General features: G+C 44.3%; 17 protein-coding genes. 8 read left to right on the top strand and 9 right to left on the bottom strand.

Translation table 11 applies throughout. The features are described from left to right. The first annotated feature begins 51 nt into the window (after positions 1 to 51). The 6 genes from Q1Q15_RS11915 to Q1Q15_RS11940 all read left to right on the top strand — a co-directional run bounded on the left by Q1Q15_RS11915 (position 52) and on the right by Q1Q15_RS11940 (position 6,085). Positions 52 to 2,190, top strand: coding sequence for an aldehyde ferredoxin oxidoreductase C-terminal domain-containing protein (locus Q1Q15_RS11915; protein ID WP_300460026.1), 2,139 nt, complete (start codon positions 52 to 54; stop codon positions 2,188 to 2,190). 3 nt (positions 2,191 to 2,193) lie between these two features. Next, complete coding sequence (locus Q1Q15_RS11920) at positions 2,194 to 2,391, top strand: MoaD/ThiS family protein (protein WP_300460028.1); 198 nt, start codon at positions 2,194 to 2,196, stop codon at positions 2,389 to 2,391. A gap of 105 nt (positions 2,392 to 2,496) precedes the next feature. Then, positions 2,497 to 4,008 carry a DEAD/DEAH box helicase gene (locus tag Q1Q15_RS11925; protein WP_300460029.1) on the top strand — a complete coding sequence of 504 codons (1,512 nt, stop codon included), beginning with the start codon at positions 2,497 to 2,499 and terminating at the stop codon, positions 4,006 to 4,008. Between the two features lie 289 nt (positions 4,009 to 4,297). After that, the gene (locus Q1Q15_RS11930) at positions 4,298 to 4,663 is read left to right on the top strand and encodes a twin-arginine translocase TatA/TatE family subunit (RefSeq protein ID WP_300460031.1); all 366 of its coding nucleotides are present in this window, start codon (positions 4,298 to 4,300) and stop codon (positions 4,661 to 4,663) included. Between the two features lie 3 nt (positions 4,664 to 4,666). Then, entirely contained in the window at positions 4,667 to 5,470 is an 804-nt protein-coding gene (gene tatC / locus Q1Q15_RS11935; protein WP_300460033.1) for a twin-arginine translocase subunit TatC, read from the top strand. Positions 5,471 to 5,620: 150 nt separating this feature from the next. Next, positions 5,621 to 6,085 carry a cytochrome c3 family protein gene (locus Q1Q15_RS11940; protein WP_300460035.1) on the top strand — a complete coding sequence of 155 codons (465 nt, stop codon included), beginning with the start codon at positions 5,621 to 5,623 and terminating at the stop codon, positions 6,083 to 6,085. 160 nt (positions 6,086 to 6,245) lie between these two features. Here Q1Q15_RS11940 and Q1Q15_RS11945 read toward each other — a convergent pair whose 3' ends face one another. The 6 genes from Q1Q15_RS11945 to Q1Q15_RS11970 all read right to left on the bottom strand — a co-directional run bounded on the left by Q1Q15_RS11945 (position 6,246) and on the right by Q1Q15_RS11970 (position 12,594). Next, entirely contained in the window at positions 6,246 to 7,664 is a 1,419-nt protein-coding gene (locus Q1Q15_RS11945) for a cobyrinate a,c-diamide synthase (RefSeq protein WP_300460036.1), read from the bottom strand. Between the two features lie 27 nt (positions 7,665 to 7,691). Continuing rightward, entirely contained in the window at positions 7,692 to 7,949 is a 258-nt protein-coding gene (locus Q1Q15_RS11950) for a dissimilatory sulfite reductase D family protein (RefSeq protein ID WP_300460039.1), read from the bottom strand. Between the two features lie 107 nt (positions 7,950 to 8,056). Next, positions 8,057 to 9,205, bottom strand: a complete 1,149-nt coding sequence (gene dsrB / locus Q1Q15_RS11955) for a dissimilatory-type sulfite reductase subunit beta (RefSeq protein ID WP_300460042.1) — start codon at positions 9,203 to 9,205, stop codon at positions 8,057 to 8,059. 15 nt (positions 9,206 to 9,220) lie between these two features. Beyond that, positions 9,221 to 10,549, bottom strand: coding sequence for a dissimilatory-type sulfite reductase subunit alpha (gene dsrA / locus Q1Q15_RS11960; protein WP_300460045.1), 1,329 nt, complete (start codon positions 10,547 to 10,549; stop codon positions 9,221 to 9,223). 192 nt (positions 10,550 to 10,741) lie between these two features. Beyond that, positions 10,742 to 11,917, bottom strand: a complete 1,176-nt coding sequence (locus tag Q1Q15_RS11965) for a hypothetical protein (RefSeq protein ID WP_300460048.1) — start codon at positions 11,915 to 11,917, stop codon at positions 10,742 to 10,744. Further along, complete coding sequence (locus Q1Q15_RS11970; protein WP_300460051.1) at positions 11,917 to 12,594, bottom strand: tetratricopeptide repeat protein; 678 nt, start codon at positions 12,592 to 12,594, stop codon at positions 11,917 to 11,919. The genes Q1Q15_RS11965 and Q1Q15_RS11970 overlap by 1 nt, the downstream gene beginning before the upstream one ends. 210 nt (positions 12,595 to 12,804) lie before the next feature. On the opposite strand from Q1Q15_RS11970, the gene dapA reads away from it, so the two are divergent. Further along, complete coding sequence (dapA, locus tag Q1Q15_RS11975; RefSeq protein ID WP_300460054.1) at positions 12,805 to 13,839, top strand: 4-hydroxy-tetrahydrodipicolinate synthase; 1,035 nt, start codon at positions 12,805 to 12,807, stop codon at positions 13,837 to 13,839. A 114-nt stretch (positions 13,840 to 13,953) separates the two neighbouring features. On the opposite strand, the gene Q1Q15_RS11980 is transcribed toward dapA, so the two are convergent. Next, a complete protein-coding gene (locus tag Q1Q15_RS11980) occupies positions 13,954 to 14,745 on the bottom strand; it encodes a YkgJ family cysteine cluster protein (RefSeq protein WP_300460056.1) in 792 nt (263 codons plus the stop codon). Positions 14,746 to 14,980: 235 nt separating this feature from the next. Between Q1Q15_RS11980 and galU the strand changes: the two genes are divergently transcribed. After that, positions 14,981 to 15,853: a UTP--glucose-1-phosphate uridylyltransferase GalU gene (galU, locus tag Q1Q15_RS11985; protein WP_300460059.1), complete on the top strand. Its 873-nt coding sequence runs from the start codon at positions 14,981 to 14,983 to the stop codon at positions 15,851 to 15,853. A 6-nt stretch (positions 15,854 to 15,859) separates the two neighbouring features. Here the strand turns inward: galU and Q1Q15_RS11990 are convergent, their stop codons facing one another. Further along, complete coding sequence (locus Q1Q15_RS11990; RefSeq protein ID WP_300460061.1) at positions 15,860 to 16,435, bottom strand: transglycosylase SLT domain-containing protein; 576 nt, start codon at positions 16,433 to 16,435, stop codon at positions 15,860 to 15,862. A gap of 10 nt (positions 16,436 to 16,445) precedes the next feature. Then, positions 16,446 to 16,823, bottom strand: coding sequence for a hypothetical protein (locus Q1Q15_RS11995; RefSeq protein ID WP_300460064.1), 378 nt, complete (start codon positions 16,821 to 16,823; stop codon positions 16,446 to 16,448). Between the last annotated feature and the right edge of the window lie 44 nt (positions 16,824 to 16,867).

The raw sequence follows: 16,867 nt of genomic DNA on the forward strand, positions 1-16,867 counted from the left end.
TAGGATCATAGTTTTTTTCAAAAATGATTTTTTAGTTTAAGGAGCTGTAAAATGGGTCGACTTCATCTGAAAGAAATCAAATCCATCTCTTATGAACACGCAGACGTGAAAAAAGGCTATACGGATCAATCCCTTCGAATTAACCTTGATGCAACCGATATCATCATCACCCCCATTGAAGAAAAGGTAAAAAAGACCTTTATTGGCGGGAAGGGATATGATCTCTGGATGATGTGGAATGCTGTTTCCGGCAGCACCAAATGGAATGACCCTGAAAATGCCATTTGTATTTCTTCCGGCCCCCTGGGGGGGACCCCGGGATATCCCGGTGGTGGAAAAAGTATTGTGACCTCAATTTCTCCGTTAACCGGTGCCCCCATTGATTCAAATGTGGGCGGCTATTTTGGCCCCTATAAAAAATTTTCCGGTTTTGATGTGATACAGGTTGACGGAAAAGCTAAAAAAGACACCATTATTTTTATTGATGGGATTGAAAACACGATCACACTGTTTGAATCAGAAAATCTTCCCACAGATGCCTATGAACTTTCAGATATTTTAACCCGGCATTTTGATAAGGATAAACCCATCAATGTTTCAGTTGTTACAACCGGCCCGGGTGCAGCAAACACCTTTTTCGGATGCCTGAACTTTTCCTGGTGGGATGCCGGACGGAAAAGGGTTCGTTACAAACAGGCCGGCCGGGGAGGCATCGGGACTGTTTTTGCCGATAAAAAAATCAAGGCCATTGTCGCCCGATGTGGGACAATTTCCATGAAAACCAACAACCCTGCAGATTTTGAGGGCCTTAAACGCGTCACCAAAACCCATGCAAAAGAAATTCATGACCTTGATCCCAAGCAGAACAGGATGTCCCTGGTGGGAACCACCCACCTTGTTCCGATCATGAATGATCATGATTGTCTGCCCGTCCATAACTTCAAATTCGGTTCCCATCCGGAAAGCCGGGTTATCGGCGAAGAGACCTATGAACATCTCTTTGACAAAGGCTTTGACGGATGCTGGAAAGGCTGTACTGTTGCCTGTTCCCACGGCGTAAAAGACTTTTCACCGGTTACAGGCCCTTATAGAGGGCAAACCGTATTTGTAGACGGACCTGAGTATGAAACCATTGCCGGCTGCGGTGCCAACCTGGGTATTTTTGATGCCCATACCATTCTTGAAATTAATTTTTATTGTGATGCATATGGCCTGGACACCATTTCTGTGGGAACGTCCCTGGGGTTTGTCATGGAATGTTTTGAAAATAACCTGATTACCACCAAACATACCGGCGGCATGGCCTTGAATTTTGGCAACCGCTTTAACGCATTGACCCTTATCCACCAGATGGCAACAGGCGAGGGATTCGGTGCCATTATCGGCAAAGGTGTTAGACGGATGAAAGCGATCTTTGCCCAGGAATTTGGTGCTGATATGGCCTTTATGCAGGACATTGGCATGGAATCCAAGGGACTGGAATTTTCCGAATACATCACCAAAGAATCCCTTGCCCAGCAAGGGGGGTACGGGCTTGCCCTGAAAGGCCCGCAACATGATGAGGCCTGGCTCATCTTTCTTGATATGGTTCACAATTTCATGCCAACCTTTGAGAACAAGGCAGAAGCCCTTCACTGGTTCCCGATGTTCAGAACCTGGTTCGGTCTTTGCGGTCTTTGCAAACTGCCCTGGAACGACATTGTTCCTGAAGACAATAAAACCATGCCCGAACCGGCAAAGGTCGCCAAACATGTGGGCTGGTATGCAGATTTCTTTTCCGCCGTTACCGGCAGGAAAACAGGACCTGATGACCTTATTTCCATGAGCGAATCTGTTTATAACTTTCAAAGAGTTTTCAACCTGAAAATGGGATTTGGTACCCGGGAATATGATACCCTACCATACAGGGCTATGGGTCCTGTGACCGTGGAAGAATACGAATCCCGCCAGGAACGGTATGATAAGCAGCTCAAGGAAAAATATGGCCTTCAGATCACTGACATGAGCGCCAAAGAAAAAGTGGCGGTCTTAAGGCAAAAAAGAGAAGAACAATATGAACTGCTCAAAGATGCGGTTTATGAACGGCGAGGATGGAATAACAACGGTATCCCGACCCTGGAAACCATCCAGCGCCTCGGCATTGATTTTCCGGACGTCGTGGAATTATTGAAAAAAAATGGGGCAACATAACACATGATAAAAGTGGATGACAAACAACTGCCCTGGTCCGAAAACATGACCCTGTCATCTGTTTTGAAAACACTTGACAGTGTTGATTTGTGTGCGGTTGTCCGCTTGAACGGCAAACTTGTTTCAAGTCCGAATTTTGATAAAACCCCCATTGAGAACAACGCTGAGATTCAGTTGCTGCCACTGGTTGCCGGAGGGTAAAACACGTTGTTAATAAATTTAACTTCACAAACAACTGTCTGTCTGTTAAAAACCATGGGTATCAGACAGACAGTTAACATTATAACCCATAAACGAAAGTAACTATTGAAACAATTTTTTTTATTTTTAAAATCGCTTTTCAGCAAAAAGCAAAATAAACAATCACCTTCTGCCCCGCCACCTGCCAGTCCCAAAGCAGAAATTTCAAAACCACGAACCGATCCACAAACTGTGAGTCCGCCTGAACCTGAAAAGGAAAAAGGCCCCGGGAATGCCTTCCCTGGGAAACCCAAGAAAAAAAAATGGTCTGTCAACGACTTTCCAGTGGAACCCCGGGAAGGGGAAACCAGATTTCATGATCTGGATCTGCCCTTGAGTATCCTGCATGCCATTGCAGATTTAAAATTCAACTATTGCACCCCTATCCAGGCAAAACTATTGGCCCATACCCTGGAAGGAAAGGATGCCACTGCCAAGGCCCAGACCGGCACGGGCAAAACTGCCAGCTTCATTATCAGTATGTTAACGACCTTCATAAAAAACCCCTTTAAAAACGAAAACGGCGCCCCCCGGGCATTGATCCTTGCCCCCACAAGGGAACTGGTTTACCAGATTGAAAAGGATTTCCAGGATCTGGCCAAATATACGAATTTAAGGATTCTATCGATCTACGGTGGCACCGGATACAACAAACAACAAACACAGCTTCGTGAAAAGCCTGTGGATGTCATTGTGGCAACTCCCGGTCGTCTCATTGATTTTATGGGGAAAAGATTGATCGACCCTTCCAAGGTTGAAATTGTTGTCATTGATGAGGCGGATCGCATGCTGGATATGGGGTTTATTCCCGATGTCCGCAGAATTATATTAAAAACCCCCCACAAAAAGAAGCGGCAAACCCTTTTCTTTTCTGCGACGTTAACATCAGATGTTCTGAGACTGGCAGAAAGCTGGACAAACCAGGACACGATTCAAATAGAAATCGATCCCGAGCAGACAGCTGCCGACAGCATCCATCAGATTGTGTATATCACCACTGAATCCGACAAATTCAAACATGTGTACAACCTGATCAACAATGAACAATTAAAACGCGTTATTTTGTTTGTAAACCGTAAAGCGACAGCGAGAATCCTGTCCGAAAAACTGGACAGATATGGCCAGAAATGCAGCGTACTTTCAGGGGATGTCGCCCAGGACAAACGATTTAAAGTCCTGGAGGCATTTAAAAATGGCAGAATCAATATTTTAGTGGCAACAGATGTGGCTGCCCGGGGATTGCATATTGAAAACATCAGCCATGTGATCAACTATGATCTGCCCCATGAGCCTGAGCACTATATTCATCGCATCGGAAGAACCGGCAGGGCTGGAGCAAGCGGTATATCCATCAGTTTCGCAGATGAAGACAGCTCCTTTTTTATCCCCCAGATAGAAGAAGTGCTGGGAAATAAAATCGAGTGTGAGTATCCATCTGAGGCACTGGACAAACCCCTTCCCCCACCCCGGAAAAAATACATTGCCAAGCCTAAAATAAAAAACAGGAAACCATTTAAAGGAGGGCGGCGGCCTGATAGAAAACACCCGGCGGCCAGGACATATGACAAACGCCGGTAAAAAAAATAATTGCCTTTTCCTGACGACATATCAACAATTCTCATTATGAAACTCAACTTCCCAGGAGAAGGGTCAGGCTTGCATTATTGACGCTTTTGTCGGTTTTTCATCCTGTATATTCAGTCTGGCTGTCAAAAGCACAATAACACAAGTCTGACCCTGTTCAATAATTTAAACCATAATGAGAATTGCTGATCACATATCCTTGATCTTGACACTCAACCATCATTGGGTGTAGAACTACAGGGCTGTCATCGGCAATTTTTATTAAAAGGAGTTTACATAAAAAATGTTTGGTCTTGGAATGCCTGAAATTCTATTGATTCTGGCCATAGCCCTTATTGTCATCGGACCCAAAAAGCTGCCGGAACTTGCCAAAACCTTAGGGCGTGCCATGGGAGAATTCAAACGATCTGCCCAGGATTTTAAACGCAGCATTGATGTAGAAACCACGGTTAAGGATCTGAACGATTTAGACGGTCCTGAAACAGATCTTAAAGATATTCTGAAAAGCACCCATACAAAAAAAGACCCTTCAACAGCCGATTCACAGGATCCCGGAACAGAATCTTCTGACGCGATGACAGATGACATACCGGGCGATACACCATCGGCCGGAACCGATCCTTCTTCAGATAACAAAAAAAGCGATTAGCATATGCTGACTGAAGAAAAAAGTCCTTTTACAGAGCATTTGGGCGAGTTGAGAGATAGACTGGTCCGTTCCTTTATTGCGGTGGGCATTGGTTTTGTGGCGGCTTATTTTTTTAAGGAAAAGCTGTTTGAAATTCTGACGGCCCCCCTCATCACTGCCATGGGGGACAATGAAAATACCCGGATGATTTTCACAGGTCTGCCGGAAGCTTTTTTTACCTACCTTAAAGTATCCTTGCTCACGGGCATCGTCCTGTCAACGCCGGTACTTTTCTATGAATTTTGGATGTTTGTCTCACCCGGCCTTTACAGGACTGAAAAGAAATATTTTTTGCCCATTGTCTTTCTTTCTGTTTTCTTCTTTGCCATTGGGTCTTCTTTTGGATATTTTATTGTGTTTCCCTATGGCTTTAAATTCTTTTTAGGATTTGCCACAGACACCATCTATGCCATGCCATCCATGAAAGAATACCTCTCTTTTGCCTCAAAGATGTTGCTGGCCTTTGGGTTTGTGTTTGAGCTGCCATTGGTTTTAACATTTATGGCCCGGATGGGACTTGTCACTGTACCATTTTTAAAAAAAAATCGAAAATACGCGTTATTACTGTTCTTTGTGGGGGCGGCGCTTATCACACCACCGGATGTGGTCACCCAGATTATGATGGCCCTGCCGTTAATGGTGTTGTATGAAATCAGCATCATCGGCGCCAGAGTATTTGGCAAAAAGCAGACATCAGACATTGACACCGATGACCCTGAACGACCGGAGAACCCATCGCCAGAGGACACAGGGAATCATAAAGGATAAGGCATCACCCCGATCGTTTTGGTATTGACTTTTCAACCGGCCTGGGTGTAAAAAGTTTTAGAAAAATCATAAGAAACCCATCGGTGATGATGAATTAACACCGGTATAACGGCAAAATAAATTGTTAACTATTAAAGGAGTAAAAAGGTTATGACCAAAAAAATGTTGACTTTGCTCTTGGCTACAGGGATCGCTGTTATTTTTGTTGCGACAGGTGTATATGCCGGGACAGATGTCCCGGAAACCATTACAATGGATTACAACCAATACACCAAACGAACAAAAAAACCCCCCAAATCTAAATTCGTGGAATTCAGCCACCAGAAACACAATGTGGATTACAAAATTTCCTGTGGGGACTGCCATCATGACAAGGACAATAAGCCCTTAAATCTAAATGTCGGTGATCAGGTTGAAAAATGCGTGTCCTGTCACACAAAACTTGCAAAAGACAAAAAGAACAAAAAAGACATCATGGCCCTTGAGAATGCCATGCATGGGAATTGTCGCACCTGTCACAAAGAGGTGAACAAAAAAGCAGGGGATCCCAAAGGAATGAAGGGACCAGCTCCTGCTTCCTGCAGCAAGTGTCATATCTCTTTAAAAAAGAAATAATCGCCGATTATCATAGCCCTATTTTTCGATGTTAAAAGAGGTTTTCCGGCAAACGGAAAACCTCTTTTTTATTGAATCTTATTCTTAGGACCGCTCATCTGCGGTCCTTAGCTGATGGGGTCGGTGGCCCTTGATGGCATCCAAATAGATAGAAAAGAATTCAGGAGGGGTGATCCGCCTTGAACGTCATTGCTTTTTTAATCAGAGAGGGTGCCCAGGAAGGGGTACCCAGGGCGTGAATGTGGGTATAGGTGCCAAAGGTATTGTGCTTAAAAAACCCATCCTTTTTATCGAGAATCCCTTTGCCCCGTTCCATTTCAAAAGCCATTTCAGCGTCCTGGTAGTCAATGGTCAGGACACTGGAATACCTGAACTCATGGCCCTTTAAAATTTGACCTGTTGTGTAAAACGGATTGTCATTCACAACCCGAACCTGGGTATAGCCATGACCTTGGGGGCGCTGGGAAAGTCCGAATGTAATCGGAAGGATGCCGGACATGGGATATTCCTGACCCTTTAAGAGAATGCTTTCTCCCAAAAAAATGAGCCCCCCGCATTCCGCATAAATGGGAAGCCCGTTTTCAGACAATTTTTTCAAATTATCCTTAAACGCCACATTGTGTGCCAGCTGGGCTGCATGGGTTTCAGGAAATCCGCCGCCCATGTAGATGGCATGAACCGGGGGGATGGAATTTTCATTTAAAGGGCTTATGAAAACAATCCTGGCACCCAGTTTTTGTAATGCATCAATATTGTCGGGATAATAAAATTGAAAGGCCGAATCCCTTATAACGCCAATGGTGACAGATTCAGGCTCAACCGGCTCTCTTTCTGGAAAACCTGCTTGTGATTGCGATTCAAGGTCAACCATATATTTTTCAGCCGTTATCGTTTGATAGAGATTGTCCAGATCAATGGTATCATTGGCAACTTTGGTGGCGGCCTGGATGGCCTGATCAGAAAATGAATGTTCTTCCGAGGTAAGCAGTCCCATGTGTCTTTCAGGAAAGTCCGCTGCCTTTAATTTCGGCACGGCACCAAACACGGGGATCTGACAGAATCGTTCTATGTTTGCCCGGACTTTTCCTTCATGCCGTTTACCCGCCACCCGATTGAGGATCACACCGCAAATATGGATGTCAGGATCAAACATCATGCACCCCATCAGCAAAGCGGCCATGGTACGGGTACTCTTGGTACAGTCCAGAACCAGCAGGACAGGCAGGTTTAACAGTTTGGCAAGCTCTGAAGTGGACGTGGACCCCTCAATATCAATACCGTCATAAAGGCCACGATTGCCTTCAACAACAGCGATATCACAATGAAGGGAGTGTTCCTGATAGGAGTGTTTGACAACAGCCGGGGTACACAGAAAGGTGTCCAGGTTATAACAAGGACGCCCGGCTGCCTTGGAAAGCCAGCCGGCGTCGATATAATCAGGTCCCTTTTTAAACGGTGAGACCGTATAGTGTTTTTCCTTCCATGCAGCTGTAATCCCCAGGGAGATAATGGTCTTGCCTGATCCACCGCGAAGCCCGGCAATGATAATCCCCGGTACTTTTTTAGTGTGCTTTTGCATGGATAGATGTGAGGGTTATCTTAATGCTTACTCTTCGCCTTCAGATGAGTGCTGGATACCAGACCCTTTGAGTCCATACATGGTGGTACTTCCGGAAGACCAGTATTCAAGCACTTCGTCTTGAACCATTAAATTGATAACTTTTTTTATTACTCGGGGTTTATCATCCGGAAAAATTTTATAAAAATCTTTGAAATAAAATTTTGTTTTGGTTTTGGCCTTTTTTGTCATAAAATCTACGACTGCCTTGGTTGCGGCCTCTTTATTGTCAAGAAGATCACTCATTGTCATACTCCTTTGAAATGAACGGTATCAGCCGGAGTGAAAACCCCACTCCGGCTGATACGTCAACTATAAAATACTCGATAAAAAGATAACGTTACAAAATCTTCTTAAAATTTAAACTGAGTTGTCTGACGCCAGCTCATGTAGGCCTGCTGACGGAAATCATCAATCAGATGATGGGTGAAATCAATCTCACATGCTTCAAAGAATTTTTCCCATCCGATTCTTTCTGCCCAGTCGCCCAGTCGTTCATACTTGTTGGCACCATTTGAATAGGCATTCACCATCCGATTAATGGTCTTTGTCATGGTCGGCCATCTGGGCATTTCATTGGGGATAAATCCCACAACCACTTTAGAAAATTTCGGAGCGGAAATTCTGTTGGACACCTTACCACCCGCCATGAGAACAATACCATCGCCTTCTGTATCAGCCAGGGGCATGGAAGGACACATGGTGTAGCAGTTACCACAATACATGCAGCGTTCGTTTTTAACCTCTACAGATTTGACTTCTGTACCATTTGCCAGTTTAACCTTGGAAGGTTTGATGGCAGCCGTCGGGCAGGCAGCAACAGCCAAAGGAATTTCACAGATTTTATCAAGGTACTCATGATCCAGCATTGGCGGTTTTCTGTGATATCCCAGGATAGCAATATCAGAACAATGAACCGCACCACACATGTTCAGGCAGCAGGCCATGGAAACTCTCAACTGGGCGGGTAGTCTCATGTCCTGGAAATCTGAAAACAATTCATCCATGGTGGCTTTTACCGTACCAGAAGCATCTGTTGCCGGGGTATGGCAATGAATCCAGCCCTGGGTATGGACGATGTTGGTGACGCCGGCACCGGTTCCACCAATGGGGAATTTATTGGATCCACCAGGAAATTTTCTGGAAGCCAGATCGTTTTTCAGGGGCTCTAATTTATCTTTTGAATCCACCATGAATTCAATATTGTTACGGGTGGTGAACCGAACATGACCGTCACAATGTTTGTCAGCAATATCACAGATCTCATTGATATGCGTGGTGGACATCAACCGGCAGCCACCCACTCTTACGGTATATACTTCATCTCCTGAATCACCCACATGCACAAGGACACCCGGCTCAAGGATCTCATGATGAGACCATTTGCCTTTATTCTTTGCAATCACATCGGGATAAAATTGATTGTAGTCTTTCGGACCGATGTCTGAAATTCTATTTTCCATCGGTTTATCTGGATTATAACCAGTAGAAATAAATGCCATTATAATTCTCCCTTTTTATCTAAGATGGTCTTTTCTGAATTCTTCAACATCACGTTCCCAGCCGCCTGTTACCTCATCTTCTTTCCAGAAGATATACGGGTTGGTTCTGGGGTATTCAACATGCTGCGGAACGGCATCAATACCAGTGACTTCAAGAAGTTTCTGGAATCCCTGACGCATAATCAGCTCACCAAGTCTTTCACGGTTTTTACCTTCTTCCATCCACCAATCCCATACATTTTCAATGACTTCCGTAATGGCTTCGTAATCATTGTCAGCATTCACTTCAACAAAGGGAACAAGCAGTGACCCCATCTGAGCACCATCCAGAATAGGCGCCTTTGCACCCACCAGGATGGAACAACCGGTATCTTTACCGATTTTAAGGGCTCTTGGCATTACATTAATACAATGCATGCAGCGCGTACAATTGGCATCATCAATGAATAATTTTTTATTCTCAAATTTCATGCATTTTGTGGGGCAAAGACCGGTCACTTCTTTTTCAATGTCAAAGGGACCCCAGTCTTTGCTGCCTTTGTAGGCGCCTGCATTGGCAGGATAGGCAGCATCATTTTCAACATACTTATTCACTGCATCCTGATCAATCCGGATCTTATCTTTCCAAGTACCGATAAAAGACATGTCAGAACGGGCAATGGATGCTACACAGCAGTTAGGACAGGCATCAAATTTGAATTTGAATTTGTAAGGAAATGCCGGGCGATGAAGTTCATCCTGGTATTCATTGGTCAGAAAATGACACAGTGCCTGGGTATCATAACAGGCATATTCACATCTGGACTGGCCAAGACAATCTGCCGGGGTTCTCAGGTTGGAGCCTGATCCGCCAAGATCCTGATCCATGTCATGGGTCAGTGTCCAGAACACTTCTTCCAACTGGGGAGTGGTAGTACCCAGAAGAATAATATCACCGGTGGCGCCATGCATATTGGTCACACCGGACCCCCTGAGGTCCCAGAGTTTGGTCAATGCTCTCAGGTATTCCGTTGTATAATATTTACCTGCAGGCTGGGCCACACGCATTGTATGGAAATGCTCAACGCCGGGAAACATTTTCGGCTGATCACAATATCTGCCGATAACACCACCACCATAACCGAAAACGCCTACAATACCGCCATGTTTCCAGTGAGTTCTGCCATGCTTGTAAGACAGCTCAACAACACCCAGAAGATCGTCTACACAATCCTGGGGGATCTGGAATTCAACACCTTCTGTATTCTTAGCTCTGACTTCAGCCTGCTGTTTCAGGTCAGAGACAAAGCTAGGCCATGGGCCGGATTCGAGCTGATCCAGTAAAGGAGTCTCATGTTTTGCCATTTACTTACCTCCATTAATTGTTAATTTACATTCAATAATGAAAAGATTTTCCAAACTTCTCATTCAATAGTTTAATCTATTGTTATTCCAAAGGGTTACAAAACCATCACCTTTTTCTTAGAAACACCCTGAGCAAAATAACATTGCAGATATAAAATTTCTGTTTCAACATGTCAATAAAAAAGGTTTTTTTTAAAGGCTTTTGAATACAGCATGCAAAATTGTGCAGTGTGACACAAGCATTTTTTCTATCAATCTCATTTCCGCGGGCACTGGATGATGGGAGTCTAAAATGGCCGCCATAAGACCCATCATTTGTTCCAGGCTGAATTGCCGGACAAACGCCAGAAAACTCACCCGTAACTCGCCATAGTCATAGACCATTGATTTTTCATCCAGGGCCTGCAAAAAACCATGAACGACTGCGGGTATTGTTTTGTCGCCCAGCATCACGTCCTGCCCGGTACCGTTCAAGCGATCCAGACGCATGCGAAGTGTCAGGTTCAGACAAAAAAACATCAGGGACGGTAAAATGTTGGCTTTTTTATCACTGTCTGCTGCACTGAATTCTGTTAAGGGTGCATATCCCCTCACTGTAATCATCCGGACACTCATGGTGTCCGCTTTCTGCCGGACAATGAAATCTCCGGCAGCATGATGCCAGGGAAAAATCTGTTCAAAGGTTTCAAGATCATAATAATAGGTTAATATCCGGGAGATTTCCTGATAAATGGGGAGCGCATTTGTTTCAGAAATCGTGTGGCCGGTGCCGTCAGATTCCCATATCACAATTTGCCGGGTACCCTGATCTACCGTGGCATGGAATTCTTTGTAGCCGTCAAACCATTCTCCTAAAAAAAAGCCGATCTTTCCTTTCTCTGTTTTGATGACATCAACCCCAAAGACAAGGGGAAGATAGCGGTTGGCATAGGTTATATTCAGACCGGATATCAGGTGATACTCTTTTTCTATCAATGCCAGGCCCGGAATTGATATTGCACCGTTCAGGACAAACGAGCAGGGGGAGCTCCCATGAACAGCCACCTGAATTTTCAACGGATGATAAAACGCACCATGTTTTTCTAGAAACACGGAAATCCTGTCAATTTGATCCGTCAGGACAGGCTGTTTCACCAAAGCTTCAATGCCTGTTTTTAGGATTGAAAAATCATTTTCTGATAAAAAGCGACCTGCAGCAGAAAAATAATCCCCAATGGTTATCACCGGTTCCCGGGGGATGGGGTCACAGGGGATATCGCTGGAAGAATCCATGCCTTTCCCTGACAATGGCAGTTTCCATAACCGGGAGCCCGGCAATACCTGCTTTTCTTCACCAGACAGGAAAAAACAAATCAGAGGGGATGCCATTATGCGTTTCTGTGGGGCGCAAGCTCGTCTTTCAGCGCCTGGGCGACTGGAAATCCCAATGCCTCAGCCTGATCACAATGGTCAATGGCTCGATCAAAGTCACCGATTTCAAGGTATGCCACCGCCAGATTATTATGGGCCACGGGAAATTCCGGCTGTACTCGAATGGCCTCCAGATTTGCCTTGATCCCTTCCGGAACAAGCCCTTTCATGAAATACGCCGTTCCCAGGGTGGCATAGGCCTGAACAAAATTTTTATTATGGATAATGGCTTTTTTAAGATTTTTAATAGCTTTGTCCACTTTTTCTTCATCTTCTTTGGCATCTTTGCCATCTACCAGCTGAAGAAGGACAAATGCCATATTGGCATATCCTTCAGCAAACCCGGCCCTGGCCTTTGTCGCCCGCTGGTTAAATCGGTAACACCCTTCAAGATCCTTTTGCTGAAGACAGATGCCCCCCAGGAGAACATAGGCCTCAGCCAGTGTCGGACTGCAGTCAATGGCATCATGAAGTTCTTTCTCCGCTTCAATATACTCCTGCTTTCCCAAAAGGGCCACCGCCAGGTTATAGTGGGTCGTGCCGCAGTCTTCATTCCGTGTCAGCTGACTTTTTAATGCTGCAATATGCTCATCCACATCTTTTATCAGGTTCTTTCCTTTATCTGCATTGGTCATTATGATGATCATCCTTTTTGATATTTTATATACAGTTTCAAATCGTTATTTAAAACTGTATATCATATTTCTGATACAACTTTGTGTCAAGACCCATTAAAAATAATCATCACCTTTAATTTTGGCTTGAACCAAATCAAGACTTGTGATAGCACGGTGATAGAAGAAAATCCATTTGGAAATAATTTATTTACAGGGCAGGAGTAAACTATGAAGCCAGGGTGCTATACTGCATTAATCACCCCCTTTAACACGGCAGGAGAACTTGATCAGGAGGGACTTGAACAACTGATCAGCTTTCAGATTGAAAATGGTATCACCGGGATACTGGCAACAGGGACAACCGGTGAAAGCCCTACCTTCAAATGGAAAGAACACGATCATGTGATTGCCCAGGTAGCCAGGCTTGCAAAAGACAAATGCCTTAGAATCGCCGGAACCGGCAGCAACAATACCAGCGAGGCACTGGAAGCGATCGGTCATGCTGCCAAAGAAGGCGTTGATGCCGTCCTGATGGTGGACCCGTATTACAATGGCCCCAGCTCCCTTGAAATCCGGAGGGAATATTATGAGGTTGTGGCCACAGCATTCCCGGATATCAATATTATTCCGTATATCATTCCGGGCAGAACCGGCGCCCAGATGCTGCCCCAGGACCTTGCCATCCTGGCAAAAAATTTTCCCAATGTGTCCTGTGTAAAAGAGGCCACCGGCAATCTTGAAAACATGAAACTCACCCGGAAATACTGCGGAAAGGACTTTCAAATATTCTCCGGGGATGATGCCCTGATTTATGATGTCATGACAGATCCTCAAATCAAGGCGTGCGGAGGGATTTCAGTGATGTCCAACATTGCCCCGAAATTCCTGAGTCAGATGGTCTCCCTTCTCAACCAGGACGATACCGATGGGGCCATGAAACTCCAGCAGGCCCTGAAACCGTTGCTTGACCTTGTGGTGGTGATCACCCAGGAAGACTCAGAATTCGGACCTGTCTATTGCAGGGCAAGGAATCCACTTCCCTTAAAAACCTTGATGCAGTTATTGGGAATGCCGTCAGGCCCCTGCCGGAAACCATTGGGGCGAATGACCCAAAAGGGGTTTCAGCTTCTTTTGGATGCCACAAAAAGCGTCCAGGCCCATAACCCGGAAATCTTTGAACCGATTGCATCATTTTTTAATGTAGACATTGAAGAACGGCTGAACACGCCTAAGTTTCAGGAAGGTCTCTGGTATACCTATTAACCAGGGTAAAACCGGCCCTGCCTGTTCATGGCACGGCCGGTTTAAAGACGCAACTTTCGGGGTTGGCCATTAACGCTAACGTCCGAAAATTGCGTTAAAGACAAACAGAGTGGTTTATTGTTTTTCTTTTATTTTAAACTTTTCCTGTCCTGTTTGAAAAAAACTGACCTTAAGCCATTCAAATCCAAACTGAAGCAGTAAGATATCATCTGTTTTAATTTCTTGAATTTTTTCCTTTGGAAAATCGTATCTTTCAAGGAAGGTGCTGTTAAAAACAAATGCCCTGAACTTGTCAATATTATAACACGCCAGGAAAAACATTTTTTTGCTTTCTTCTGACAGTTTCATATTGGGCGGCAATGATTTTTTTCTGACGATCAAGTCCATCCATCCCTCATTGACTTTATCCCGGAGGTCAACGCCCTGATCCTCTCTCCATTCGGCCACGGTCCATTCTTTATCTTCATCAAACCCCAGACAATGGGCTTCTTTCACCGTAAAAAAGAATTCATCTTTCTCATCTTGCTCTCCAGCATAGCTTAAAGAGCCGACCCCTAACGGGTAGTATCGGCAGGTAGTGGGTCGATCCTCGTATATGGCACACCCTTCCTGGTCTTCCACAAAGGGACAGGATTTTCGTTCATCATCCAGTAGTTTCAGGGTTACCACAGGCAGATCTGCTCGTTCAAGGATCTGGGGTGTGGTAAAGACGGCAAGGAATTCCTCGGAGGTCAAATCGAGTTTTTTGCGCATGGTTAAAATATCGTAGGGAGTCAACATAATATCAATTCCCCGGCAGCAGTCGGTAAAACATTTGACGCCTTTATGGCATTCAAACTTAAATTTGCTTTTCAAACTGAGCTGTTCCGGCGGTATTTCAGACGTTTTTTGAGTTGTATCTATCATTAAAACTTCCTTATCTAAAGTTGTCACGGTCGCTTAAAGTTGTGCATTGTACTTAAAAAAATCAATAATGTCAAATGATTACAAACTTCACAACCCTTCGTGATAACAAAGGTCATACGGGTTTAATGAAAATAAATTTGACATATGATTTTTTTCAAAATAAATAACAAAACAATACAATTTTAATTACCATACTTATTTATCATAATTGACTGAATCATCCAAAGGAGTTTTCATGAAAATTAGAAAGGCTGTTTTTCCTGTGGCCGGACTTGGTACAAGATTTATTCCGGCCACCAAAGCCATGGCAAAAGAAATGCTCACGGTTGTTGATAAGCCCATCATCCAGTATGCAGTTGAAGAAGCGTTTGAAGCCGGTATCGAGCAAATTATTTTTGTTACGGGTCGGGGAAAAAAAGCATTGGAAGATCATTTTGACAGGTCCTTTGAAATCGAACATGCCCTTAAGGAAAAAGGGAAAGACGATCTTTTAAAAATAATCCAGGAACTGGTTCCAACTACCGGAAACATTATTTATACCCGTCAGCATGAGCCGTTGGGACTGGGTCATGCCATCTGGTGTGCAAAAGATATTGTCGGCGATGAACCCTTTGCCGTTCTGCTGGCCGATGACCTGATCCAGACCGACAAACCCGTTCTCTCCGAGATGGTAAAAAAATTCGATCGATTAAGAGCCTCTATGGCCGCAGTCATGGAAGTTGAACGAGACCAGACAGATAAATACGGTATTCTGGATGCCCAACAAGTGGAAGAAGATATTTTCCGGATCAACGATATGGTGGAAAAGCCAAACCCCGAAGATGCCCCATCCAATCTGGCCATTATCGGCCGGTATATTTTGACCCCCAAAATTTTTGAATACCTGGGGAAAAACAAAAAAGGGGCCGGGGGAGAAATCCAGCTCACGGATGCCATGAAAAGCCTGCTCAAGGAACAACCCATCTACGGATATAAATTTCAGGGAAAACGCTTTGATTGCGGAGACAAGGTCGGATTCCAGATGGCCAACCTCGCCTTTGCCCTTGAACGGCCCGATATGAAGAACCGGCTGATAAACTTTATCCGGGAAATTGAAAAAGACTTTTAGCGGCTTTTAAAAATTTTTATACTGGCTATAGGTTTTCATCACTTTTCTGACATAGTTTTGCGTTTCTTTGTACGGCGGAATCCGCTGATACTTATCAACCGCCTGGGGTCCGGCATTATAAGCCGCAAGAACCAGGGGTAATTTATACGCATACCGCCTTAAAAGCCGTTGAAGATAAAGGACCCCTCCCATGATATTCTGGGAAGGATTAAACGGGTCTTCGACAAAAAGGGATTTAAAATTGGCCGGCATAATCTGCATAAGCCCTTTGGCACCTTTTTTTGATACCGCCATTGGATCAAAGTCTGATTCGGTTTGAATCACCGCTTTGATCAAAGAAAACTCAACTCCAAATTTTTTTTGGGCCTTTCTAATAATCTCATCATATTTTTTAGTGTAGTGCAAGCGGCTGTTTTTTTTAGAATTTTCTTTGATGTAGATTTTATAATCCGTTGAGGTGGGGGTATTTGTAAAATGGACAATGCCGCTGCTGTCAATGTATTTGTAAATATCGGCAACAGCCGTATTCAGGCAGACCATGCTGAACATAACCCATAAGATAACGCCTGTTTTTATTCCCATTTTCTTTGTATTATTTTATCCGGTCTTTATATGTCTTCAAAACAAATTTTCCCGGGAACCTGGGGCTTGCCACATAGGGTCCCAGGTTATCCAGAAAGGTTTTAACAATTGCCTCAAACACGTCATCCTTTTCATGGTCCATGATAAAATTACGCTCACCTTTAAATTCATAGATGACGGAGTCTCCTAGCGTGGCCAGGATATCTTCAAATTTAAAATCAGACAGGGGGTCGTCAAAAAACAGCTCTTTTTGGATATTTATCTCCATATTCGCCGTCATGATAACAACATAGGCATCTGCACTGATCTTTCTGGACAGATCCGAGATGATAAGGATCTGGTTATTCTCAAGTTCAATTTCCTTTACTATCCGTTTCTCAACTGTCATGGGCTTAATTTTATCCTGCATTTGTTTGTTTAACCGGTTAACCC

The organism is Desulfobacula sp., assembly GCF_030145145.1.
Classification (GTDB): Bacteria; Desulfobacterota; Desulfobacteria; order Desulfobacterales; family Desulfobacteraceae; genus Desulfobacula.